Source organism: Aureibacillus halotolerans, assembly GCF_004363045.1.
Lineage (GTDB): Bacteria > Bacillota > Bacilli > Bacillales > DSM-28697 > Aureibacillus > Aureibacillus halotolerans.
Genome location: NZ_SNYJ01000014.1, coordinates 57344 through 81909, shown reverse-complemented (window position 1 = coordinate 81909; position 24566 = coordinate 57344). Strand labels below are relative to the sequence as shown.

Here is a 24566-nt window from a genome sequence, read left to right as displayed (position 1 = left end):
CTGTTGGCTCTTTTTCGCGCAGCACAAGGCGCTTTTTCGCGCACTACTGGTGCTTTTCCGCGCAATCTCCTCCTGTTTTCGAGCAGCTAAAAGCACTTCTTCCCAACTATCTTCTTCCGTAGCCGCTTATCCTTCCCCACCTCTCGTTTGTCTGTATTTGCTTGGTGTCACGCCAAAGGCTTCTTTAAACTTCTTAGAAAAGTAAGCTGGGTTGTGGTAACCGACGCTATTGGCCACCTGCTCCACGTTGGAGTTGCTTTCGACCAACAATTGCTTCGCTTTTTGCATGCGCAAATTGGTGACGTAGTCGACAAAGTTTAATTCTGTTTCCTGCTTAAATATACGGCTCACATATCTTGGACTCAGGTGGACAATGTCTGCCACTGCATGCAAAGAAAGCTCTTGATCTAAATGGTCAATGCAATACTTCTTCACCTGTTCTATAGTGCCATTTTGTGCTTGTTCAGGTTTCTTCTCCAAATAATTCAATGTGAGTTCAATCACTTCATTAAAAACAGCGATGAACTCATCTACTGACTCATGAGTGACAAGTGTTGTCATCAGATGATCAGGCAAAATGTCGCGTGTGCTCAAAGGGATGGACTTTAATGTACGATAATACGTATACAAAAGATCACGAATGTCTTGATGCAATACCGACGGTGAAGCGGCTGGCTTTGTTAGTCTTTTGAAAAAGCGTGTCATCAATTTATCGAGCGGCTTTCGCTGCTTCTTCAGAAGTGCTTGCGAGAATTCGTCAAAAAAAGTGGCTGGCAGCATCGTATCAAGAGATGTAGATTCGTTATGCGTAAAAACGCTTTGGTTAGGATAAAAATAAGCATATCCCAAATAGAAAAGCGCTTCAGCATGACTCAGCTTCATTTTGCCAACTTCTGTGGTCCACGATCCGATCGCCCCCGCTAGGTTCATACGAAATTGCTCTCTAGCGAAGGCAATCACCTCATTCATCCACCCGTGCAATATGTCTCCTTGCTCTATTGATGAACAGACGACTGCGTCAATGCGCTGATCATGTTCACTTGTAAAAACGTGCATTCCAGACGGTGTTTTCTCCTCCATATAATCCTTTATGCGATACGTCGTAAACGCTTGGTTTTCAACACTCATTTGCTGAATCGTTTGTTGTTTTAACTGAAAAGAGACTGCCACAAACCAATCCCCAGAAGCTTCTTTCTGGTGAAGCATTTCCATACGTTCTCGCCAAGCCTCCAGATGCTGTATTTTCCCAGCAAGTGTCTCCTCAACCAAACGACTTTTCATTAATGGTAAGTTATGATTCAACGTGTTTTCAAGATCTTCTACTTTTACAGACATCGTATCGATGAATTGATTAATTTCACGATACTCATCGGAAGCACCTGATCCTTCACTAGATATCGACAGCGTCCGAATTCTTCCAAGCATTCGCTGCAAGGGACCATACAAGCGTCCTGAAATGATGTACGACATGATGAGTCCCCCGATCACAGTGACGATGCCGAGCAAAAAAATCGTTCGCTGAATAGCAGCTGATTTTTGTTGAAAATGCTCTACCGGAACGAAGTTAAATAGCTTCCATCCTGGTAGATCAAGAGAGGAAAACGCTACTTGATGCTCTTGCCCCGCAATTTCCATACTAAAATACCCTTCAGTCTGAGTGCTTTTTAAATGATCCACATACATTGGATGATCGCGAATATAGGAAGCGCTTTCAATCAAAGAAGAAGACATGGCAATAAACCCATCCGGCGATGCGATAAGCATTGTTCCAGACGTTTCTTGAAAAGTAGTCTCCAACCATTCGGAGACAACATTCTTTTGTAGATGAATGGCGACAAAAGCTCTTTCTTCGTCGCTCCTGATATACGGTAGCGTCCCAATCAATGAAACGTTCGTCTCGTTCATGTGCCATTGAATAGATGAACTCTCGATGATAGCAGGATCCTGTATCCATCGAAAGTCCGATAGAGAAGCTGTCTCTGAACCAACGTACTTCAGCCCCTTCGTACTTGAGATAATCAGCTCATTCGAAGGATAGTACACTTGAATATCGTCGACCATAGGCGATGATCCGATTCTTTTTTCTTTTAGTGTGTTGAAGATCGTTTGAATGTGCGCATGATTTCCATCAAGTGGTTCATCTAAAAAGAGCAAGAGATTGTTGTTTTTGCTTGACGACATCGTCAATTGCAAATAAAGATCAAGTGGATTTTGGATCAAATGCTCATTTGTGATTGTTTGCACGTAGCTAATCATTTGGAGCTGAACGCGCTTGATTTCTTCGTTGAACGATCGTGTATAGTACATATAGGAAGCTGTGCCCATAAAGATCGTTGCCGTCAGCATCAAAATCATAAATGAAAAAACAAGGCGGTAAAAAACGGATTTTGACTTTTTCACTAATTTCACTTTTACCGCCTCCTATCGTATTTCTCAATCATACCCTACGAGAAGGAGACTCGACAAGAAAAACAGAGTAAACGCTTACCTTAAGGAAGAGGCTGTCTAGAAAGACACATAAAATTGCCTCTAGAACAACCTCTATTGATATTTTCTATTCAAATTTCAAACCGTTATTATTTTTCTAATGTAGCGTACCACTCATTTGCTTCCTTCGTGAGAATATCTCCCCCAGCATTCATCCACTGTTCGACAAATTGATCAAAGGCATCAATCGGTTGATCCCCAGTTATCATTGAGATATACGCTTCATCACGTATTTTTGTCAGCTCTTCACGATAAGTGCTTTCTGATGGAAGAGGTTTGAACAAGGCATTACGCAATGTCCCCTTGTCATAACCGTGTTCTACTGCCCAATCCCCGCGGATTTCGTACAAATCAAACACTCCGAGCTCAAGATTAAATTTCCCTGCTCCTGTGTCCATGACATCTTCCCATTCTGGTAACATCTTACGGATGCCATCCTCATTTTCTTCCCACATTTCACCTTCAATGCCCATAACGGCCTCTATATTGTTTTCCTTGGTCGTTCCTGATGTATGGTTTAAAATCTCAAAGATTTTTCCTAGCTTTTGCGGCTCTTCTTCAAGATAACGGCTGAAGCCAACGATTTTCCCAGAGAGCATGTTTGGCGCGAATAAGTTCATTCCACCAGGTCCTTTTGGTGGTAACCCATGTACGAGGGAATCAGCAACTTCCTGACTGATCTTTTGAATCTCATCATAGTTCGCCCCAATATCGCCGTTTTTCAACTCATCATTCCAATGATAGTATTGCCCATGTCCAGTAAAACCAATTTTCCCATTAATAAAGGCGTGTGAAAGTGCCCAATAACCGCCTGTGTTTTCTCCAGTAATAAATTCCGGATCAAGCACGCCATCCTCATACCACTTGTTTAGCAATGCTAAGGCTTCCTTCGCTTCTGGCTGAATGGCTCCAAAGACCATCTCTCCGTCACGCTCCTGCCAAAACCAATCCTGCCAATCATGTGGTCCGTAGCCTGGCAAGTAACCGAACGCTCCGAAAATCGCAGGAATACCGCTCAACGATATGCCGTAAGTGTCATCCTCCCCATTTTGGTCTGGATCTTCAAACGTAAATTTATAGAGGGCTTCCTCAAACTCTTCAAGCGTTTCCGGTGTTTTGTTAATACCGACATTTTCTAACCAATCGCCTCGCCAAACAATGGTTGTACGGTATTTATACACGTCACGCATTTCAGGAAGACCGTAAATTTTATCATCTACCTTGGCAAACTCAAGCCAATTGGGGTTTAATTCGGTCGCTTTTGAATACAAATCTGGCATGGTTTCTTTGAGGACTTCCTCATCAAGCGAGAGGAGAACTCCCTGTTTGACAAGCTGTTGAATTGTATCTGAGCTAACCCCATCAAGCATGACGTCAGGAATTTCTCCAGAGGCAAATTTTAAGTTTAAGAGCTCTTGAATATTGGCATGATCGACGTTGACCATATTGAAGTCGACATTGAATTTGTCTTCATAATACGTGACCATTTTGCCATCCTGATCAATGGGTTCTGTAATATACGGCATCCAGTCAATTTCGTACGTTGTGCTCGAATCTGGTTCATAAGCAGTGACATCACCAGGTGCCGAAGCTTCCCCGTTATCTTCCGAAGTGTTGCCTGACTGACTTGAACATGAGGCCATCAATACCATTCCTGCACAAAATAGACTCGACCATCCAAATGCTTTTCTTTTCAATTCCTTCACCCCTTTTTTTATTTCCCCTCAGCCTTTAACAGAGCCAATCATCATGCCTTTGACGAAATACTTCTGCACAAAAGGATACACACAAATGATAGGTAATGTCGTGACCATGACGGTAGCTGCTTTGAGCGTTTCTGGATTGATATTACTCGAATCCTGAGGCATCATGCCATTCATTGCTTCCATATTGCCTTGCAGAACGATACGTCTCATCACCACCTGGAGCACATCATTGTCACGATCTGTCATATAAATCAAGCTGTCAAACCACTGATTCCAGTGACCAACGGCATTCCATAACGCCAAAGTCGCTATAATCGGCATCGACAGAGGGATAATGACTTTAATGAGAATTTTGATTTCGTTGGCGCCATCCATTTTTGCTGCTTCCTCAAGCTCTTCAGGAAGCGACATCATAAAATTTCTGGCAATAATGAGCTGAAAGGCATTCACCAGCCCTGGCAGAACTAGCGCCCATACAGTATTCATAAGATGTAAGTCTTTAACAAGCAAGTAGGACGGTATTAATCCTCCGGAGAAGAACATTGTCATTACGATAAACATAGTCCAAAAACGGCGGTGTGGAAATTGCTTTTTTGCAAGCACAAACGCTGCTGCTACCGTAAAAGCAACCATTAAAATCGTTCCTAAAATCGTCCGGATAAGCGAATTGATAAAGCCTCGAATGACATAGTCATACCCAAGCACCTGTTGGTAGTTTTCTAAAGTAAGCGCTTCCGGAATGATGCGAATCTGTGCAAATGAAACAGTCGAGGGGCTTAGCGACATCGACAACAGATACAAAAACGGGTACAGTGTCGAACAACACAGTATAATCATAAAAAGGATGTTTGCAAAGTCGAAAATCCGACTGCCCAAAGAAGTCTCTTTCATTTTTCGTCTCTCCTTTCTACCATAACCCGTAATTGTTAAGACGGTTCGCCACCCAGTTGGCGCTTAGAACCATGACCAAAGCGATTAGATTTTTGAATAATCCGACAGCTGTCGCGAAACTATACTGCATTTCCACCAAACCTTGCCTGTATGTGTACGTACTCAGTACATCCCCTACTGAATAGACCGCAGGATTATAAAGGTTAAAAACTTGGTCGAAATCATCATTAATCAACTTGCCAATTGACAATACCATCATAATCGTAATGACGGGAACGAGCGCTGGCAACGTGACATGCCATACACGCTGGAAGCGATTGGCTCCGTCTACCTTCGCGACCTCGTACAACTCCGTGTTCACACCGGACAACGCAGCAAGGTAAATAATCGTCCCCCATCCTAAATCCTTCCAAACCTCCGTCGAAACGAGCACAGTTCGAAACCACGACGTATCGGCCAGGAAGTAAATAGGGTCCAGTCCAATCGCCTTTAATACGATATTGATTGGCCCCATCGACGGAGATAAGAAGACTGTGAATATCCCCGCCAAAATGACCCATGACACAAAATGTGGAAAATAAGAAATCGTCTGTACGACGCGCTTAAAAATCGCATGGCGCAGTTCATTCAGAAGCAACGCAAAAATAATCGGTGCTGGAAAGCCAAACAAAAATTTATAAAAGCTGATGATGATCGTATTGCGAAAAACCTCCCAGAAGCTTTGCATTTCAAACAAGCGTTCAAAATGCTGCATGCCGACCCAAGCGCTCCCCCAAATGCCATCAAAAAAGTTGTATTCCTTAAAGGCAATTTGTAACCCATAGAGAGGTCCGTAATGAAATAAAGCAAAGAAAAGCAATGTAGGCAAAAGCAAAATGGTCAAGTATTTGTTTTTCCAATAAGGGTATAGAAAGGACTTTTTCCACGTCCGATAGAGTAAGCTTTGCTCTTGTTCAGAAACATTCACTTTCGCCAAAACGAAGTCACTCCTTTCGTTCTTCTAGTGTTAACCGGATACGATGCTCAAATGGCGTTAATAGATTGATAGAAATCGCCAAACAGTCTAAAGGATGGGCATCTGTCCGGATCAATTCAACCGTATGATCTTGTGCAGCCCCACTGAGAATCATACGATCCTGACCGCTCTCATACGTTACATCTCCATTCTTCCAAAGAAATTGTTGAGGATTGGTCGTTTGTTGTAAACCATTCCCTTTCAGTTCACCTTCAGCAGAAAATAAAAAGGTGATTTGCGTAAAGACATCCTCTGGTTCCCCGGCTTTCAAATTAAACTCCCAGCCATTCTCCATATGCTCAATGTCCACTTGTACCTCATGTGTTTGCACATGGGTTAAAGGTCGTAGCTGATGCGGCATTAAGCTCCACGTACTATCCTTGCCCCGTGCATGGGTCGGCAGCGGACCATTATAGCCCTTCTCTAGAGTGGCCTTCATGTGGTAGCTCCCCGCTTCTTTTTTAAGCGAATCCATCGCAACAATTCCTGGTGTCATCGCGGTTGACCATTTGACCGCCAGCAGTCGAGCCGCTCCGTAACGCAAGCTGAAAAAAGATGGCGCAGCGGCCATAAGGGTAGCGCTTTCCTTACCGTCACGATATCTACCGACTGGATGACCATAGGCAGAATGAACGGCACTGTGTTGGACGATACCATGATGGCCTACTCGTTTCAGCTGTTCACGCTGCTCCTTATAAGGGTGATGCTCATTAAGCATGACTTCGTATTGCTCAGGCAACGGTTGTCGAGGAACATTTAGGTATTGCGTGTCGGGGTACATGAGTAACCCAGCCATTGCTTGATTTTCTGAAGAGCCGGGATGTGTCATCGCCTTAGCTGCTTCATCTGACATTGAAGCGAACAGCCCATTCCCATCCTTCACCGCCATCAGTCGATAGATGAGAAAGTAATTCACAAACGTCGCTTTGTTCCCAAAATCCTGTCGTCCCGAATAATCCGTCACGACCTCACCATTTGGATGCGTTAAATACACCATCATATTGAGGTTTCGGCGTACGGGTTCAAGGAGCTCTGGTCGATTCAAATAGAGTGCAGCATAATAGAGCATAATGTCATTCACTGCATTGTAAATGCCGTTGCTACGCTCGGAAAACTCGCCATCCTCTGTAAAATCAAGCCCTTCGGCCAACCATTCTTCCGCCCGTTCAACAAGTCCTTCTTCTTCCGGAAAGAGCTGATGAAGACCTCCCAATGCCGCTGTCATCACCCAACGATGATTTGGCGTATGACACCCACCTATTCTCATAGCTGGTACTGCACGACGCAAAAAGGTCTCTATCCCTTCACAAACCGGACGAATTGCAGACGTTTCATCCTTTTTCATTAAAGGATGAACTTGTAGTAGACCCACGATAATAAATGCTGTGTCCGGTGGTGAATGGTAGTTTGTTGATCCTAAAGAAATCGTTCCGTCCTTATGCTGTCTGCGGAGTAAAAAGGCCACGGCCCGATTGATGCGCTCCGCCACTTCAATTGAATGATAGTGAGCGGAATCTGGGTTCACATAAGAAGAAATCCATGAAATTAGATCACTTACCGTGCTGACGTGATTCGCTTGCGCAATACCAACCGTGTCATCAAAGACACCTCCATCAAAACGGCTTTCAGGGTCCTTTACTTGCTTTGCCATACTTGTGGCTGTTCTTTCATCGTTTAATTGAACAATACGTGCATAGGCTTGGTCTGTCGTATTCATTTTTGAATGGCCTCCCGTGTAACACCACATTAAGTGATGATTTGCTGTATCAACAACCAAAAAATTTCATAAAACAATGACAATTGTGCAAAAAGCCTTTCTAAAGGCGAAAATGTGATGAAAGTGTACGATATTTGTGGTCCTTTTATGCTTTTTCTTCCACCAATGCCTGAAAGACATCCAATGCATTGACCGTGGGCAGAACATCCGGATACGGAGCTACGCAAATGAATTGCTCTCTTGAGTCCACCGGCCATACAATTAAGGTTGCCCCTTCACTCCGACAGGTTTCGACAAAGTCCTCTGTCACACTTTCAACGCGAACAGCGATGGAGGATGCCTTTATCTTTTTCATAAACGGGAAAACGGCCGGAGAAATGCTATGCATAATAAGACCTGTTTCAACCGTGGAATGCAGAGTGCGAACATGCTCAATGGCATAATGATCAAACGAGTTAATATAAACATCATTGATCATTCCAACCCGTTCAATGATAGCAATCGTTTTTTCTTCAAGCATCGGATAGGTCTGTCCCATTTGCTTGAGCTCAACGGCAACCTTGGCACGATGTTTTAAACATAGTAGGGCTTCTTCCAAAGTAGGAACGAATTCACCGTTTCCTGCGTCTGCTTTCCTTAGTTGATCTACTGTGAATTGGCTGACTGGTCCACTGAGTGATGTCGTTCGATCAAGCGTATGATCATGGATAACAACCGGAACACCTTCCTTAGACAAATGAACATCAAGCTCCACATGACTTACACCAAATGTCAATGCAGCTTCAAAAGCGGCAAGTGTGTTCTCTGGATACTTTGTAGAAAAACCACGGTGGGCAACAGCTCGTAGTGTCAACTTCATTCACCCTTTCAAGATTTTCTTCATTATACAACAGATAAATTGACCGATTTCGACGTTCAGAAAAATGATAAAGAACCTTTACAAATGTTTCCCGGGAAATATTGTCGAATGAAGCGAAATTGACAAAACTGCGTTTGTTGATTACGATTAAGGTTATGTGATTCATTGAACAAGATAGTTACCTAAGTAATCGATTGAAAGGAATCAGTGATGAAAGCTCATAGACGACTTCTCCACCAGTTGAACCAGAAAACACGCCTCATTCAACGAAATGTAAACGAAGTTTTGGCGCAACATCAGCTTTACCACAGTCAGTGGCTGATTTTGTTTTACTTGTCTCAGTTTGGTTCGACGACTCAGCGAGGCATTGCCGATTATTTGCATGTCGAGCCCCCAACCATCACTCGGACGATTGCAAGACTGCAAGAAATGGGCTGGGTTTCTCGTGTACCAGGCAACGACCGGCGCGAATGGGTTGTATCGCTTACTCCTGAGGCACAATTAAAATTACCAGCCGTAGAAGCAGACGTTATGGCTTTTGAGCAGACGTTTCTTCGTCACTTATCAAAGGAGGATGCGTTACAGCTTGAAAAGCTACTCCAGCAGATTGGCACCTAGAAAGGATTTTTCAGATGAACAAAATATGGACGAAGCCTTTTACCCTCGCATGGATCAACAATTTTTTTGTATTCCTTGTGTTTTATGCCCTTTTAACAATCTTGCCAGTGTTCGCCATAAACGAGCTCCATCAATCTGATGCAAGTGCGGCATTAATGACGACCATCTTTTTGGTGTCTTGTATTGCGATACGCCCTTTAGCTGGGAAAGTGACAGACCGTTTCGGAAAAGGCACGACGATTCGCTGGAGTGTGTTTTTCTTCGCAGCGCTGGCCTTTATCTATCCATTTGTCCATTCGTTTCCGTGGATGCTCGCCTTACGATTTTTTCATGGCATCCCATTTAGTCTTGCTACTACAGCCTTAGGCGCAGTCGCTGCGGATTTAGTGCCCACCGGAAAAAAAGGGGAAGGGCTTGGTTACTTTGTAATGTCAATGAATGTGGCTGTCGTATTAGGACCATTTATTGCTTTGACTGCGGTGCAATACATGTCCTATACAAATGTGTTCACCCTACTCGCCTTTCTGCTTTTGCTTGCCTATGCCACAAGCTTTGGCATTCTATCGCCTCGTTCAAAAACGATCACCAGCAATCGCAGCTTCCATTTGAAGCATTTGTTCGAGATTCGTTCCATACCGATTGCCTGTATTGGTTTTTTAACCGCCTTTTCATACGCGAGCGTCATTTCCTTTATCTCGGTGTATGCACAAACGATTGGTTTATTTGCCTATGTGAATTTCTTTTTCGTAGTGTTTGCCGCTGCCATGATTTTTTCACGACCATTTACTGGCCGACTGTTTGATACATCAGGCCCTACCGCTGTCATTCCTCTTGCACTTATTGTATTCGCGGCCGGTCTGATGCTCTTAAGCATGACGGATACGATCTGGATGCTATTGTTGTGCGGCGTCTTTATCGGCTTAGGCTATGGATCGTTGCTTCCTTGTTATCAAACAATGGCCGTCCAGGCAGCCACTCCCGAACGCAGCAGCTATGCCACAGCAACCTTTTTCAGCTTCTTTGACTCTGGCATTGCCGTTGGCTCCTTCGCCCTCGGGATTGTCGCCGTCCAAACGGGATATAGCCACCTGTACATGGGCTGTGCTCTCTTTCTCCTGTTGCCATTGATTGGCTATTTACTGCTTCATTTCCGAAACAAACGGCAGCTCGCATCAAATCGTGTGTAAGCCATGGTGAGGCTGCTCCAGGATGTACCTCTGCTTTCTTCACACAAAAGTACGAGAGTGTGCTCCTGAAAAGAGTTCACATTAGGCTGAACCCTTACACGAAGCAAGTCCTCTCTAAACATCACCTTCCATACGTTTAGAGAGGACTTCTTTTTAATTACGTGCACGTAGAAAAATATCGTTGACGTAAACGATTCCATGCTATACTTTTTGTAAGCGTTTTATAGTACATATACTCATTGGAGGAATTCATGATGTATCTATTTAGCTATTTTACGACCGAAGAGGAAAAGTTGTTTCTTTCAAAAAGTCTTGACGGTAAAACCTGGGAAAATGTGAACGACGGTAAGGCGATCTTGGCGTCAAGTGTTGGGACAGGTCAAGTCCGTGACCCGTTTGTCTATGAAACGGACGATGGGACGTTTCACGTCATTTGGACGGACGGCTGGAACAGTCAATCGATTGGATATGCAAGCTCCAAGGACTTGCTGAACTGGGAGGACGAGCGCCTCATCCCCGTTATGACAGAGGTTGAAGGCACGCTGAATACGTGGGCGCCAGAGATTTTTTATGATCGTACCGTTGAGGCACATCGCATCGTCTGGTCCTCCACCGTTGGACAGCCGAAAGACGCCAAATACGACCATCGAATCTGGTCTGTGACGACAAAGGATTTCAAACAATTTTCCGCCCCATCGATCTATTTTGATCCTGGCTACAACGTGATTGATGCGTGTGTTGTTGATCTCGGCGAAACCTTGTTTATGGTCTATAAAGATGAACGTGGCGAAAACAATTTGCAAACGGAGTTCAAGTACATCCGCAGCTGTCATTTGAGTAAAACAAGCGAAAACCGCGATCAGCCTGACATTCTGTCGATCTCTGAAAAAATTACCCCGCCCATGACAGAAGGACCAACGTTGTTTAAGAGGAATAGCACCGAATGGGCGCTCCTGTTCGATCATTTCTATGAAAAGCATTACGCCTCCCTCGTATCGACAGATTTGGTCACGTGGACCCCTGAAAACAATCTCGATACTTTGCCGAAACATCCACGCCACGGCTCGGTGTGGACAATGAAAGGGAAAATCCCTGCGATCTAATAAACCCCTGAACGTTTGCTGGTTGGCAAGCGTTCAGGGGTTTTACACGTAGATGTGCGTATGACGATCAGCTTCATCTGCTCCTTCAATCACATCGACTATAGTCTTTTACCTTAATACTGTCCGAGCCATTCGACCTGGGCCATTGACGTTTGCTCTCCACCATTGTTTTCAGTTACACGCAGTCGATAGTGAGAATACGTCGCTGCTTGCGGGAGCAAAAATGGCTTTGTAAACCGACGCCATGCAAACGTAACGTTGTTGCGCTCTTCAATGACGTCCCAGTTCTCGCCATCTGAGGAACCTTCAACGATCCAACTTTTCGGGTCTTCTTCTTCCCTAGGTCCGGTTGTGATCGTGTACATTTCTACGGTTGGCTGCTCGTTTCTAAACGTCCATTCCAGCGTTGCTGTCGTTCCATTAAACGTGCTGACGGTGGTGGATGTATCATCAGTTAGTGCTTGAGCATCCGCACCTCCGTCACAAACCAATTCAAATCGTTGTGCATCATCGGTCACATCGTACAGAGGGGTCGGGACATAGGCCAGACCGTCGTTGCTCGAGTCCGTCTGCGACGTTGGCAAGGCTTCGACAGCCGTTCCCCATAGAGATGGTTCTGGTCCCATGTCAAATTCTATCGTAGCTCCAGCCGCGAGCAATTTATGTGGGACCACGGTGCGTTCATATGGCTGTCCGTTCAGTTTAACACCTTGGATGTAGCAATTTTCATTGCTGACCCCAGGTGCTTTAATGACAAGCGTCTCACCTGACTCAAGCTGAATGTTCATTTCCTCAAAGTATGGAGCTCCGATTGCATAATCCGGTCGCCCCATCTGCAGTGGGTATAATCCTGCGGCGCTGAATAGCTGCCATGCAGACATTTCCCCATTGTCCTCATCACCTGGATACCCTTGACCAATTTCGCTTCCAAGGTAGAGGCGTGACAGCACCTCACGAACCTTCTCCTGCGTTTTCCACGGTTGCCCAGCGTACAAGTACATGTAGACAATATGGTGAGATGGTTGGTTGCTGTGACCGTACATGCCCATGCGGACATCCCTTGCTTCCGTCATCTCATGGATTACTCCACCGTAATGCCCTGGGAACTTCGCTGTTTCAGGCTCTTCGAAGAATTCATCAAGCTTCTTTGCTAATGCCTTTCGTCCGCCATACAGGTTTGCCAGCCCTTGCCCATCGTGAGGCACGTGAAACGCCATATTCCAAGCGTTCGTTTCGGTAAAATCCCCTCCCCATGAGCGCGGATCAAAGGATTCAGGGAAATCGCCATTTGTCGACCGTCCTCTATAGAAGCCGGATGCTTTATCGTACAAATGCACATAGTGTTGCGCTCGATTCAGGTAATACACGGCATCCGCTTTGTAGTCTTCATCACTTTCTTCTAAATCAACTAGTTCACTTGCGAGCATGCCAATTGCAAAATCATTAATGTAGCCATCCACCGCCCACGAAAACCCTTCATGCGTGTCGTTTGTTGTATAGCCTTTAAAAATAGCTGTATCAAGTCCCTTTCGACCAACACTTTGATCTTCGCTAACAACGGACGCATTTTTTAATGCCGAGGCATAAAACGCCTGCAAGTCAAAGTCATTGATCCCTTTTAAGTAGGCATCGGCAAAGGCGACATCAGAACTCGTGCCAACCATTAAATTGGCATAGCCTGGTGATGACCAGCGAGCGATCCAACCATTGTCTTTGTATTGCTGCACAAATCCATCCATCATAGCCCCCGCCTGTGAAGGGGTAAGCAAATTGTACATCGGCCACGTCGTCCGGTACGTGTCCCAGAAGCCATTGTTGACATAGGGTTTTCCTGCCTTGACTTCAGCACCAGTTTCTCTTGCTGTCGAAGGTGTTGATTGTGGAGAAAATGGACTTGCATAGGTGTAGACAGGGACTTCTTTTGTGCCCGTGTTTTCAAAAGTGACATTTGGATACAAAAAGAGGCGATACAAATTTGAATAGAGCGTGACTAGCTCCTGCTCTGTCGCTTTCGGCACATGGATTAGATCTAGCTTTTCATTCCACAGAGCCTCTCCACGCTGACGAATCTCATTAAACGTGACACCCTTCTCAAGATCCAGTGCCATATTTTTCTTCGCTTGCTCAATGCTTAGCAACGATGTACTGATTCTCATTGTCACAGTGTGTGCATGTTCAAAGCGCACATACCCTGTGACGCTGTCTCTATCTTCCCCTGTGAGCCTATCGCTTTTGACGACGGGCTTGTCAAAGGTCGCATAAATAAACATACGCGTGGCGCCGGCAGATAAACCACTTTTGACGTCAGTATAGGCTTCAATGGCTTGCTCGTCTGCCAGAAGGGTGAGACCTCCTTCATTCGTTACATTGTCAAACAGCACGTCGCCATGCCCATCAGGAAAATGAAAGCGGACCATGGCCGCATAGGAGGTTGGCGTCATCTCTACTTCGATGCCATTGTCAAAAGCAACTTGATAATAATGCGGCAACGCGACTTCATTGTCATGAGAGAATGAAAGCGCCCGAGCCGTGCGGTTTGCCATCGGTACACCTTCCGAGGCCAATGCGGGCATAAACTGAAAGGTTTGGCGATCCCCCATCCATGGGCTCGTTTCATGACTTAGTGAAAAAGCTTGCAGCTCTGGTCGGTTATGCGCATTGTTTCGCTGCTGATAGCTGTACAACCAACTCGTTGAACCCGCATCTGTCACAGGCGTCCAAAAATTAAAGCCATGGGGCACAGCAACCGCCGGAAAATTGTTGCCACGAGAAAATGTACCATTTGAATTTGACCCACGAAGAATATTGACATACTCTGCTGGGCTGCTGTAAGTCTTTTGCGGCGGCTCCGCTTGAATAAACAGATCATCTAGCCAACCTGAAAGAAGACCGTCTTGATTGCTCGCATGCGATAGCACGATCGTGGAAATGGTTTTGCCGTTAGCCACCTCACCAACAGCCACTTGCTTATAGTTCCATTGATTCGGATACAGTGTGTTTGATGCTCCTTGTTGTGCAGCTGTGAGAAGTACTCCGTGCTGATCAACTGCGTGAAGCTCACTTAAACGGCTGCCATCAGAAAAAAGGAGGTCAATCGCTACGAAGGTGGCAGCGTAATTTAGCTCCCCATCCTCCGCCATTTGCGGGTGCAGCATATACGATAACTGTGTGGAAGCGGTCACAGGAATAGACACATCAAATAAGCGAATGTCCCCATGACCTCCCCCAGTGTTCACCGTAAACTCAAGCGCGTGTAAACCAGTCCAACCAGCATTCACTTTTCCAGTGTAACTATACGATGGTCCAGGCCCTACTCGTGCTTCCTCAGAGACGACTGGCAACGGATCGTATTGTTCGAAAGAAGTAAAAAAATCTCTGTCTATCGTTTTCATAAGATATACCAAATCCCCTTTACCTAGTTAAAATGATATGACTTAATTCCATTCTACAACAAATTACTTCGTTTGATTATAGTCTTTTTTATCTGAATACAAGTTTGCGTTATGTCTATTCCTGTCTCGTACAATGACATTGCTTACAACGAGGAACAATGGTGGAGGTCAAGTTGTGTGTAAAGTGAACATGGCTATCTTTACACTATGTATTGCAATAGATCAAAATCCACTTCCCATAAAAAAGAAAAATCCGAACAGTACTATGAAATGCTAAGTAACATTTCGTAGATGTTCGGATTTTTTTCTCTGTTGTCTTCGAACTACTTATTTTTCCTAAAGCCTTATTGCTCTCTTTGGCGTAGGTCTTCAGTCGGTGCGGCTTGTTCTGGTTGCGTAGATGACCCCATTTCTTTTGCAATCGCGTCATACGCAACGACCGGTTCAACTACCCGTGTAGGTGCAGAAATGGACACCCCTGCATTTTCAAGAATCTTGAGGATTTCGAAATTGACCTCCTCTTTAATTGCAAACCATTCTGCCCATACTGTCGTTTTCGTAAAATAGTACATGTAGATTTCATAGCTTGTTTCCGTAAACTTATCAAAAAAGACCATGAAATTATGAGACACAATGCCATCGTGCTCGCGAAGCAACGTCCGAATCTCATTCAAGCATTGCTCCAATTGTTCTGGTGTCGTTTGGTGACGTACACCGAACGTATAATACACACGTCGCATCGTCATTTCAGACCAATTGATGATCGATTCCTTTGAAATCGTTGAATTAGGAACCGTCTCAACGGCGTTCGCAAATGTACGAACCTTCGTGCTAAGAAACGAAATATCCTCAACCATCCCTTCGACGGTAGGGGTTTGAATCCAATCTCCCTTCCGAAAAGGACGCCCTGAGATAATCACAATGCCACCAAAGAAGTTGGCAATCGTCTCTTGAGCTGCGAGGGCAAACGCAAGACCACCTAAACCAAGGCCGGCGACAAACCCGTTGACATTAAAGCCCCACTCACTAACGATTACTGCAATTGTGATGACAACCACGAGAACACGGAGGATTTTAGAGAGGAATGGAATAAGCATGCTTTCTTCATCAAGTTCATTTTTGCTCGCAAATCGCTTGAGAAACGTTGAATTGCTTGAAGACAAACGATACAATCCCCAACCCATTAAGAAAATAAGAATGGAACGGTATGTATGCAGTACAAATGATTTATCTGTAATAGCGTATGGCAAATATTGCAGGGCCAAATACGTCCCAATCACAATCCACAAGATGTTGGTTGGCTTTTCAAATGACAGTAGCAACTGCGTCAAAAAATCGCTTTTTGCCTTGCGAGATACCTTAATGATTAGTTTAAAGATATACGTCGTGAACAACTTGCGCAGCAGCAAAAACAGTAAAAAAATCGTGACTGCTATGCCAATGTCCGTCCATGGTGCATTGACGATGCCGTTCCAGAATCCAGTAATTCTCTCCAAATCCGACAACTCCCTTCAACAAAAAAAGTAGCACTTGCATCATAGCATGTCCTGAACACTTCTTCCATAATGGTTCGGTTTTCAGTCATGGACTGTTTGGGTAGCAGTGTAGGGGATACTAGATCTTGCCTTAGGAGAGAGTAGAGGGAAAGCGGCATACAATAGTGATAGTGTGACCCTAACGTAGTATTCTGTTGGCGGGATCTCGCTAATAAGCAATGTAATACTGGACCTCTGTGCACCATAATTAGTTGAGCTTACCTTTTATTTTTCCGAATCCCACAAAAAAAAAGCGGATCTTCATGAATATAAAGAACATAATTGAGCAATTAATTATACATAAGTATATACATTGAATATAAGGGGTGATATGATGACTTCAGAAAATGATCTTTACAAAGGGGGAATTAAAGTGTACTCAGCAATGCTACAACGTTGGGGAAATAGCTCTGGCATACGCATTCCTTCCACCATAAAAAATGTTCTCCACGTCGACAATGGCACAGAATTTGAAATGAAAATAATAGATGGCTCAATTGTGCTTACACCTAAGAAGGAAGTCTCTCTCGAAGAAATGTGCGCAAAAATTAACACGAAGAATCAACACGAAGAAATTGCTTTTGGGTCACGAGGGAAGGAATTGTTATAAACAATGGCTTCCGTTGAACGGGGTGATCTAATCATGATTAACTTTGACCCTACAAAGGGTGTTGAACAGGCAGGACACCGACCGGCCTTAGTCATATCAAGAAAAGTATTCAATGAAGCGACTGGATTAACGTTTATTTGTCCGATCACGTCACAGCAGAAAAACTACCCATTTGAAGTTTCTTTAGGTGAAGATCTTCCTATCCATGGAGTTGTGCTGACCGATCAACTAAAAAGTCTTGATCTCGATTCTCGCACTTTCGATGTCCGTGGAAGTGTACCGGAGAGTATCATCACTGAAGTTCAACAAAAACTAAACAAAATTATTAATGAGTAAGGAACCACGAAGCACATCTTTTCTCCCTTTTAAACATTGAGACCGCCCCGCCATTGAGGAAAAATCCTCCATGCGGGGCGTTTCGTTGTTTCATCTAATTCGCTGATCAAATTGCTAGCGCTCCCGCAGCTAAAGCCCCTTCTCACACTCAGTTTATTAATCTAAGACCTCTTCAATGGCTAGCTCCGTCACTTCCCCAGTTTCAAGGTCATAACAATGATAGACAAAGTCCGATTTCCGCTGACCAAAGGTTTTGTTTTCAATGAAATAAATGCTTTTGTCATCAGTGGAAAACGCTGCTGAGTGAACGTTTGTGCCAAGTGACGTGAGCTGCGTGATGTCCTTCGTGTCCATGTCCATCGTGTAAAGCTCGTAGATGAATAATGGGTCTCTCTCCCCTTTGTTTACTGGCCGTATAAAGGCCAACGTCTTTCCATCGTGGGACAGGGTCGGAGCGTACAAATCTTCATTGTCCTCTGGCGCAATTCGAGTTGCTTCATCCGGCTGACTCAAATCGAGCTCCAACAATGATTGTCTCACTTCAGAGGATGGCGTCGGATTTGGACCGAGATAGACAAAATCCCCGTAGTAGACAGACTCCCCATCCGCAGAAACAGACAAATCGCTCATGTCATACGCATCTTCGTTAGTGATCTGTGTAGTTGGGCCTAATGGCAATGGATAGCTGTACAAATTAATGTCATGTGGCGCTGCCCTTGCAATCGGTGAGTAATTCGTGAAGACCTCTGCCTTTGCGTAATACAACATGTCATCCACCGGCGAGGTCGCCGTTGATCCCACAAGACTGCCCTCCGGTGTAATCGCGATCACCTGCATCGTTGGCAAATGAATCACATGCAGCTGAGCGGTAGGTTGCGAATCCTCTGTTCGAAACGTACCTTCGATATACGTCAGATAGTCGCCATCCATAGAAAACACTGGCTGTGAATGATACGTGCCTTCTTCCGCATCTGTCAGTTTGACGACTTCGTTCGTCGTCATATGAAAGACGTACAGGCTGGTTCCATTGCTCGTTTGATCCTCATAAGGGAAAGCCAATGTATCCTCAAAAACATCAATCGTCCCTCCTAATCGCTCAGATGCTGCGGCAGCCCCTTGAAAAAAAACGACGGAAAGCATGCAAAATATCAATGTGAACACACTTGTTTTTCTCATAAATTCATTCCTTTCAGGTCTTTTCCTAAGAATACCTCATCTCCCAAAAATCTTCCTTATCAAATGTGTTATGCAGAAGCATCTAACGTTGACGTAACATTTTTAGAGGCGTAAAATTGGATCCATAAATCTAACGTTTACGTTAAAAGGAGATGGTCAGATTGACACAGCGTATTCTCGTTCCAGTTGACGGCTCAGAAGGGGCTTTGCACGCCATTAATGAAGCGGTCCAACTTGCCAAGCAGTTTCAAACGACACCAGAAATTGTCCTGCTCCATGTAAAGCATAGCTACCCCTTGGTTACTTCAATGGGCGCTGTTCCTTTTAACATTGATGAGGTTCTTGAAGAAGAGAGCAAAGAGGCGTTAAAGCGAGCGAGAACAATTTTACAAGAAGCCGACATTCCACATCAAACAGAATCACGTTCTGGCGATCCTGCCACCGAAATTTGCGAGTTGGCTAAAGAGGTCGATATGGTCGTCATGGGCAGTCGAGGTCTTGGGCCATTTCGTGAAGTCGTGCTCGGCAGTGTTAGTTCAAAGGTGCTCCATCATTCAAAGGTGCCTGTGACCATCGTAAAATAAATGACCTCCTATAAAATTGATGAGGTGGCAACACGCAGCGGACTTACGAAGCGCACCCTTCGTTATTATGAAGAAATCGGTCTACTGCCGCCGCCTCAGCGCTCTTCAGGAGGAACTCGTCTGTATTCAGAAGCAGACATGCAGTTCCTCGAACGCATGCTCATAACAAAAGAAGTGCTTGGGTTTTCCTTGCAGGAGCTCCAAGCCTACATGCAGACAAGCGAGCAGCTTGATCAGCATCGGTTAGAGTACCGCTCTGTTGAGAACAACAAAGAGGATCAAATGAAAGTCCTTCAAAACATTTTGGGCACATTAGATAAACAACTGCATTACTTAAAGGAAAAGTCGAAGAAAATTCATAACGTGAAGCATGAGCTTGAGACACTTCAAATCCGCGCGCTTGCGCGGATTGCCAAGCTTAATGATGAAGAGGAGTAAACTTAGAAATAAGTCCTGCATTTATCAGAAGAACTATAAACGAAGCAGCCAAAAGCGATTTAGGGATTCGCATTTGCCTGCTTCATTTATGGGCATTGGGGGCTGATCCTCCAACGAGCGCATTGAAAAAATCCACCCTTTGGTGCGCGAATTTCGGCTCTTGCTGCTCGATAATTTACCTTTGCTGCGCGAAAATGAACCTTTACTGCGCGAAATCAGGCCCTTGTTGCGCGATGCTGACCTCGTTGCGCGGAAATAGGCTCTTACTGCTCGATAATTTACCTTTACTGCGCGAAAATGGACCTTTGCTGCGCGAAATCCAGCTCTTGCTGCGCGATGCTGACCTCGCTGCGCGGAAATAGGTCCTTACTGCTCGATAATTTACCTTTACTGCGCGAAAATGAACCTTTACTGCGCGAAATCCAGCCCTTGCTGCGCGATATTGACCTCGCTGCGCGAAAATCGGCCCTTACTGCTCGATAATTTACCTTTACTGCGCGAAAATGAACCTTTACTGCGCGAATTCCGGCTCTTGCTGCGCGATGCTGACCTCGCTGCGCGAAAATCGGCCCTTACTGCTCGATAATTTACCTTTACTGCGCGAAATCCAGCTCTTGCTGCGCGATGCTGACCTCGCTGCGCGAAAATCGGCTCTTGCTGCTCGATAATTTACCTTTACTGCGCGAAAATGAACCTTTACTGCGCGAATTCCGGCCCTTGTTGCGCGATGCTGACCTCGCTGCGCGAAAATCGGCCCTTACTGCTCGATAATTTACCTTTGCTGCGCGAAATCAGGCCCTTGCTGCTCGATAATTTACCTTTACTGCGCGAAATCCGGCCCTTGCTGCTCGATAATTTACCTTTACTGCGCGAAATCCGGCCCTTGCTGCTGAAAAAAACGAACAATTGTTCGCTCTCTCCTCATTTTTACGCTATACTTGGTGATAGATCAACACATAGGAGGAAAACCGATGGCCGATGCTTTGAAGGACGTTTATTCGCACGATTTTTTAACTGGCTTCGCACAAACGGTCGCTTCTGCGTATGCCCCATTTGATCCGGACGCTTTTGTCACTGCCATTCTTACGGACGATTGGTCTGACATGGCTTTAAAACAACGGATGCGCCGAATCACGATGACGCTTGGCGAGCATCTTCCTGATACGTACGAGGATGCGCTGCACGTTTTATACAGCATTGATGAAAAATGCACAGGCTTCCCTTACTTGTTTTTCCCTGATTTTGTCGAGGTGCATGGACAGAAAGACGAGCATTGGGAGTCTTCCATGGTGGCATTGGCGCGCTTCACGCAGCGCTCCTCCGCTGAGTTTGCAGTTCGTCCCTTTCTGCTCCAGCAACCTGAGCGCATGGTTGCCCAAATGATCGATTGGGCGTCGCACCAGAACGAGCATGTTCGTCGTTTAGCAAGTGAGGGATCACGCCCGCGTTTGCCGTGGGGTCAAGCGTTGCCGATGTTTAAGAACGACCCGTCGCCTGTGCTGCCTATCCTTGAAACGCTAAAAGCAGACCCTTCCTTATATGTGCGCAAAAGCGTAGCAAACCATTTGAATGACATCGCCAAAGACAATCCCGAAATCGTCATTCAAACCGCAAGACGTTGGATGGGCACAAGTCCAGAAACCGACTGGATTGTTCGCCACGGCTGCCGTACATTGATTCGTAAAGCCCTGCCTGAAGTCTTGCAGTTGTTTGGCTATGCCGACGCAAGCAGTGACCTCATCAGCGCCGCCGACATCACGATCACACCAGACGAATTGTCGATTGGCGATGAATGTGTGCTGGACTACGACATCACCTTGCAGCCAGGCGAGCCTGCGTATGTACGAATCGAATATGGCATTGATTTTGTTAAAGCCCGAGGCACGACGTCTCGCAAACTGTTTTTATTGTCGGATAAGACAGTAGACGGCGGAGCACGCCTGACAGGTAAACGAACACATCGCTGGGCGGACCTGACAACGCGGAAGCATTATCCAGGTGACCACCGTGTGAGTTTGCTCATTAATGGCGTTGAAGTGGCTGATACTGTGGTGCATATTACAGAGAAAACAAGCAATTGAACAAAAAGGAGATGTGTGGGCAATGAAAACCCACGCACCTCCTTTTTATGTTGACATCATCCCAATTCCAACTACCCTACGAAAGTCTGCCAAAGCAAAAACACGTTCAACGCAATAACAACACTTGCGATGGTCCAGCCGAGCAGCGTTACCCAGCGGCGATTAACGAACGGTCCCATAATAGTGCGGTTCGAAGTAAACAGCAAAAGTGGAATCAAAGCAAACGGAATGCCAAACGACAGAATGACTTGGCTAATAACGAGCGCGTACGTCGGGTTCACGCCAAGCAGAATGACAATAAGCGGTGGCACGATTGTGATCGCACGTCGCACATACAGTGACAAATGCTTACGGATAAAGCCTTGCATCATCATGTCGCCAGCCAATGTGCCGACGGACGAGCTGGCAATGCCCGAGGCGAACAATCCAATGCCAAACAGCAAGGCAGCTCCCGTGCCCAATGTGGTTCCAAGCTGCTGATAGGCAACATCTAAATCGCCAACGACCAGCCCTTGCGAATAAAACAAGGCAGCGGCGACGACCAGAATACCGCCATTGACCGCCCCAGCAATCACCATCGCAAACCCGATATCACCGAGTTCAATCGTAAACAATCGTTTTTTCTCCCGTACAGATCGCCCAGCAGCCCGCGACTGCATCAGACCAGAGTGCAGGTAAATCGCATGAGGCATGACGGTCGCACCTAAAATCCCTGCCGCGAGCAAAACAGATGAAGTGCCCTCAAACTTTGGCGGCCAAAAGCTTTGCAGCATGTCACCAACGTTTGGCTGAGCCCAAAAGACTTGAATGACAAACGCCAACACCACGACAAACAGCAACGCGATAATACCGAATTCAAGCGCTCGGACGCCTTTCCGCTGCAAGCCGAGCAACAGAAAAGACAAAGCAGCGGCTAGAAGTGCTGCCGGAGCCATCGGCAATGAGAACAGTAAGTGTAGTCCAACCGCAGCCCCAATAAATTCAGCCAAGTCTGTCGCCATGATGACGAGCTCACCGATGATCCAGAGACCAAAAGCCACAGCCGAAGGCCACGTATCGCGCGTCAGCTGTGGAAGATTTTTGTCCGTTGCAATGCCAAGCTTGGCAGACAACCCCTGAATGAGAAATGCCATAGCGTTTGAAACAACAATCACCCACAGCAACATGTACCCGTAGGACGACCCAGCAGACAAATTCGTCGCGAAATTGCCAGGATCGATGTACGCCACTCCTGCCACAAATGCTGGACCAAGGAGCGGCAGCCAGTTTTTCAGCTTCGCCAAATGCCATTTTCTTGATGTGGAATGCCCGATGCTCGTCAACGTATACCCTTCTCTCAAATAGTTTCCTTAGGGCAAATGTTATGCCTAAAGCAAAGACTTGTCAAGAGTTTAGGGTTTGTATGTCCCGTTTCTTATGACAGTTTGTCAAGTTCATCAAGAAATGCCGGACGTCTCACATTGCTCTCCCTTAATTCAGCAATCATTATCTCTGCGTCTTGTAGGCCCCACGTTTTTCTGTATGTCTTAATCAACTTCATTACGCCTCGATATCCTCTTCGGTCCGATGCGCGTTCGGCCTTTTGACGGATATGCTCATGAAAAATAGCGTTCGCTTCTGACGAATGATCATCCAATAAATAGGAATAAAATTGCTCGATATAGTACGGCTTTTTCTTTGTAAACTCTAGCAAGTGTGCAAACAATTGCTCATGAATCAATATATCAGTTAATAAACCTTCATTCTTTTTTGCATCGTTCAAAACAAGGTCCAGGATGTCCGGCCACTTCTCTTTGGAATACAACGTCTTTAACTCAAGATAGTATGAAAAATTGCTCCTTGTCATACTCAACTTATACGCCAAATCTCGTTGTTTCTCTCTGTTTCCCATCGCTTTGTAAGCATCGTATTGGTACTTCATCCAGCGGTCAACAAGTCCGTGCAAATCTTTATCGAGCCTAGCCCCATCCTTTGCCAATTCGAGTGCTTTCTCATACTCTTTCTGATCAAGCAGCTGAACAATGGCTTTCTCTCGCAAATTGGACTTGTCCAGGTTAGCAAAAAGGAATTCTGTGGCCTTTTCCATGCCATCGTAGCGATTGATTAGCTCCCATTGCAGCTCTTTAATTTCCTCATTCGTGTATTTGCTCATGCTCCATAAATCTCCTGAATCTTCAACGAGATACGCTTCTAGCTTCTTCTCCAGCTTTTCCCTTCGTTTGCTCTCGTGGGCCAGGGGAAGAACAGAACGCAACAAAGCAACACGCTCTGAAGACCAACCATCGTATCGTTTTAGATCGGCTTCCTTGAGCAGCATCGTAAATATAGCCGCTTCTGTTTTGGGATCCAAATTTGGCATATTCGCGCCTTCCGAAATAATAGTAAGACTGCCGCGCAGGGTATCGCCAATATGACCATCTGAATCGTCGGTGTACTGAATCATATCAATCGCCCGTTGCAATACAACCGTCGCTAGCTTAATGCCTCGTTCAACCTGTCCGTTCTGAATCAAATCATACGCCTTGTCCATGACCATATTTGCCCCTTGCAGTGCATGATAGGCGTTCCCTCTATGAATAAATCCCTGATGTTTCGCCTCTTGAATGTATTGTGAAATGAGTTTTCGACTCGTGGATATTTCATCTTCTTCTGATGTCGAAAGCATAAACTGCAGTTTCTCCTCAATCTGAGGATCCGTTTCGCAAAGACGATGAAGAATTTCAAAAAGTTGCTTTTTCGTAAGCGATTCAAGATCGAGATCTGTTTTGTTGGTCATGTCAGGCCTCCTATAGGTTTGCAAGTCGTTGTGTTTAGTTTAAGAAGAATCAGAT

Annotated in this window: 20 protein-coding genes; 8 read left to right on the top strand and 12 right to left on the bottom strand. The window is 45.4% G+C overall.

The features are described 5' to 3' along the window. Nucleotides 1-126 precede the first annotated feature (126 nt). From EV213_RS15080 to EV213_RS15055, 6 genes are all read right to left on the bottom strand, one after another. Entirely contained in the window at nucleotides 127-2409 is a 2283-nt protein-coding gene (locus EV213_RS15080; RefSeq protein WP_133581388.1) for a helix-turn-helix domain-containing protein, read from the bottom strand. Between the two features lie 167 nt (nucleotides 2410-2576). Then, the gene (locus tag EV213_RS15075; protein WP_133581387.1) at nucleotides 2577-4184 is read right to left on the bottom strand and encodes an extracellular solute-binding protein; all 1608 of its coding nucleotides are present in this window, start codon (nucleotides 4182-4184) and stop codon (nucleotides 2577-2579) included. A gap of 27 nt (nucleotides 4185-4211) precedes the next feature. Then, nucleotides 4212-5084 (bottom strand): carbohydrate ABC transporter permease, encoded by an 873-nt coding sequence (locus EV213_RS15070; protein WP_133581386.1) that lies wholly within the window; start codon nucleotides 5082-5084, stop codon nucleotides 4212-4214. Between the two features lie 16 nt (nucleotides 5085-5100). After that, nucleotides 5101-6051 carry an ABC transporter permease gene (locus EV213_RS15065; protein WP_133581415.1) on the bottom strand — a complete coding sequence of 317 codons (951 nt, stop codon included), beginning with the start codon at nucleotides 6049-6051 and terminating at the stop codon, nucleotides 5101-5103. A 16-nt stretch (nucleotides 6052-6067) separates the two neighbouring features. Next, complete coding sequence (locus EV213_RS15060) at nucleotides 6068-7816, bottom strand: hypothetical protein (protein WP_133581385.1); 1749 nt, start codon at nucleotides 7814-7816, stop codon at nucleotides 6068-6070. Nucleotides 7817-7961: 145 nt separating this feature from the next. Further along, the gene (locus EV213_RS15055; protein WP_166639340.1) at nucleotides 7962-8669 is read right to left on the bottom strand and encodes a glycerophosphodiester phosphodiesterase; all 708 of its coding nucleotides are present in this window, start codon (nucleotides 8667-8669) and stop codon (nucleotides 7962-7964) included. A gap of 216 nt (nucleotides 8670-8885) precedes the next feature. On the opposite strand from EV213_RS15055, the gene EV213_RS15050 reads away from it, so the two are divergent. The 3 genes from EV213_RS15050 to EV213_RS15040 all read left to right on the top strand — a co-directional run bounded on the left by EV213_RS15050 (nucleotide 8886) and on the right by EV213_RS15040 (nucleotide 11583). Next, nucleotides 8886-9293, top strand: a complete 408-nt coding sequence (locus EV213_RS15050; protein ID WP_133581383.1) for a MarR family winged helix-turn-helix transcriptional regulator — start codon at nucleotides 8886-8888, stop codon at nucleotides 9291-9293. A gap of 14 nt (nucleotides 9294-9307) precedes the next feature. Beyond that, nucleotides 9308-10480: an MFS transporter gene (locus EV213_RS15045; protein WP_133581382.1), complete on the top strand. Its 1173-nt coding sequence runs from the start codon at nucleotides 9308-9310 to the stop codon at nucleotides 10478-10480. Between the two features lie 251 nt (nucleotides 10481-10731). After that, nucleotides 10732-11583 (top strand): glycoside hydrolase family 43 protein, encoded by an 852-nt coding sequence (locus tag EV213_RS15040; RefSeq protein ID WP_133581381.1) that lies wholly within the window; start codon nucleotides 10732-10734, stop codon nucleotides 11581-11583. Nucleotides 11584-11696: 113 nt separating this feature from the next. Here the strand turns inward: EV213_RS15040 and EV213_RS15035 are convergent, their stop codons facing one another. Both EV213_RS15035 and EV213_RS15030 read right to left on the bottom strand, forming a co-directional pair. Continuing rightward, on the bottom strand, nucleotides 11697-14975 hold the full coding sequence (locus EV213_RS15035) for a GH92 family glycosyl hydrolase (protein WP_133581380.1): 3279 nt from the start codon (nucleotides 14973-14975) through the stop codon (nucleotides 11697-11699). Between the two features lie 344 nt (nucleotides 14976-15319). Continuing rightward, on the bottom strand, nucleotides 15320-16471 hold the full coding sequence (locus EV213_RS15030; protein ID WP_243740196.1) for a mechanosensitive ion channel family protein: 1152 nt from the start codon (nucleotides 16469-16471) through the stop codon (nucleotides 15320-15322). Between the two features lie 370 nt (nucleotides 16472-16841). Between EV213_RS15030 and EV213_RS15025 the strand changes: the two genes are divergently transcribed. Next, a complete protein-coding gene (locus EV213_RS15025) occupies nucleotides 16842-17120 on the top strand; it encodes an AbrB/MazE/SpoVT family DNA-binding domain-containing protein (protein WP_133581379.1) in 279 nt (92 codons plus the stop codon). Between the two features lie 3 nt (nucleotides 17121-17123). After that, nucleotides 17124-17456 (top strand): type II toxin-antitoxin system PemK/MazF family toxin, encoded by a 333-nt coding sequence (locus EV213_RS15020; RefSeq protein WP_133581378.1) that lies wholly within the window; start codon nucleotides 17124-17126, stop codon nucleotides 17454-17456. Nucleotides 17457-17612: 156 nt separating this feature from the next. On the opposite strand, the gene EV213_RS15015 is transcribed toward EV213_RS15020, so the two are convergent. After that, complete coding sequence (locus EV213_RS15015) at nucleotides 17613-18632, bottom strand: TolB family protein (protein WP_133581377.1); 1020 nt, start codon at nucleotides 18630-18632, stop codon at nucleotides 17613-17615. 161 nt (nucleotides 18633-18793) lie between these two features. On the opposite strand from EV213_RS15015, the gene EV213_RS15010 reads away from it, so the two are divergent. Beyond that, nucleotides 18794-19216, top strand: a complete 423-nt coding sequence (locus tag EV213_RS15010) for a universal stress protein (protein WP_166639338.1) — start codon at nucleotides 18794-18796, stop codon at nucleotides 19214-19216. Then, nucleotides 19217-19654 (top strand): MerR family transcriptional regulator, encoded by a 438-nt coding sequence (locus tag EV213_RS15005; protein ID WP_133581375.1) that lies wholly within the window; start codon nucleotides 19217-19219, stop codon nucleotides 19652-19654. A 696-nt stretch (nucleotides 19655-20350) separates the two neighbouring features. Here EV213_RS15005 and EV213_RS15000 read toward each other — a convergent pair. Next, complete coding sequence (locus EV213_RS15000; protein WP_133581374.1) at nucleotides 20351-20560, bottom strand: hypothetical protein; 210 nt, start codon at nucleotides 20558-20560, stop codon at nucleotides 20351-20353. A gap of 65 nt (nucleotides 20561-20625) precedes the next feature. On the opposite strand from EV213_RS15000, the gene EV213_RS14995 reads away from it, so the two are divergent. Further along, nucleotides 20626-21735, top strand: a complete 1110-nt coding sequence (locus EV213_RS14995; protein WP_133581373.1) for a DNA alkylation repair protein — start codon at nucleotides 20626-20628, stop codon at nucleotides 21733-21735. A gap of 71 nt (nucleotides 21736-21806) precedes the next feature. Here EV213_RS14995 and EV213_RS14990 read toward each other — a convergent pair whose 3' ends face one another. Beyond that, on the bottom strand, nucleotides 21807-23057 hold the full coding sequence (locus EV213_RS14990; RefSeq protein WP_279512770.1) for an Nramp family divalent metal transporter: 1251 nt from the start codon (nucleotides 23055-23057) through the stop codon (nucleotides 21807-21809). Nucleotides 23058-23149: 92 nt separating this feature from the next. Continuing rightward, on the bottom strand, nucleotides 23150-24511 hold the full coding sequence (locus tag EV213_RS14985) for a hypothetical protein (protein WP_133581371.1): 1362 nt from the start codon (nucleotides 24509-24511) through the stop codon (nucleotides 23150-23152). Nucleotides 24512-24566: the final 55 nt, after the last annotated feature.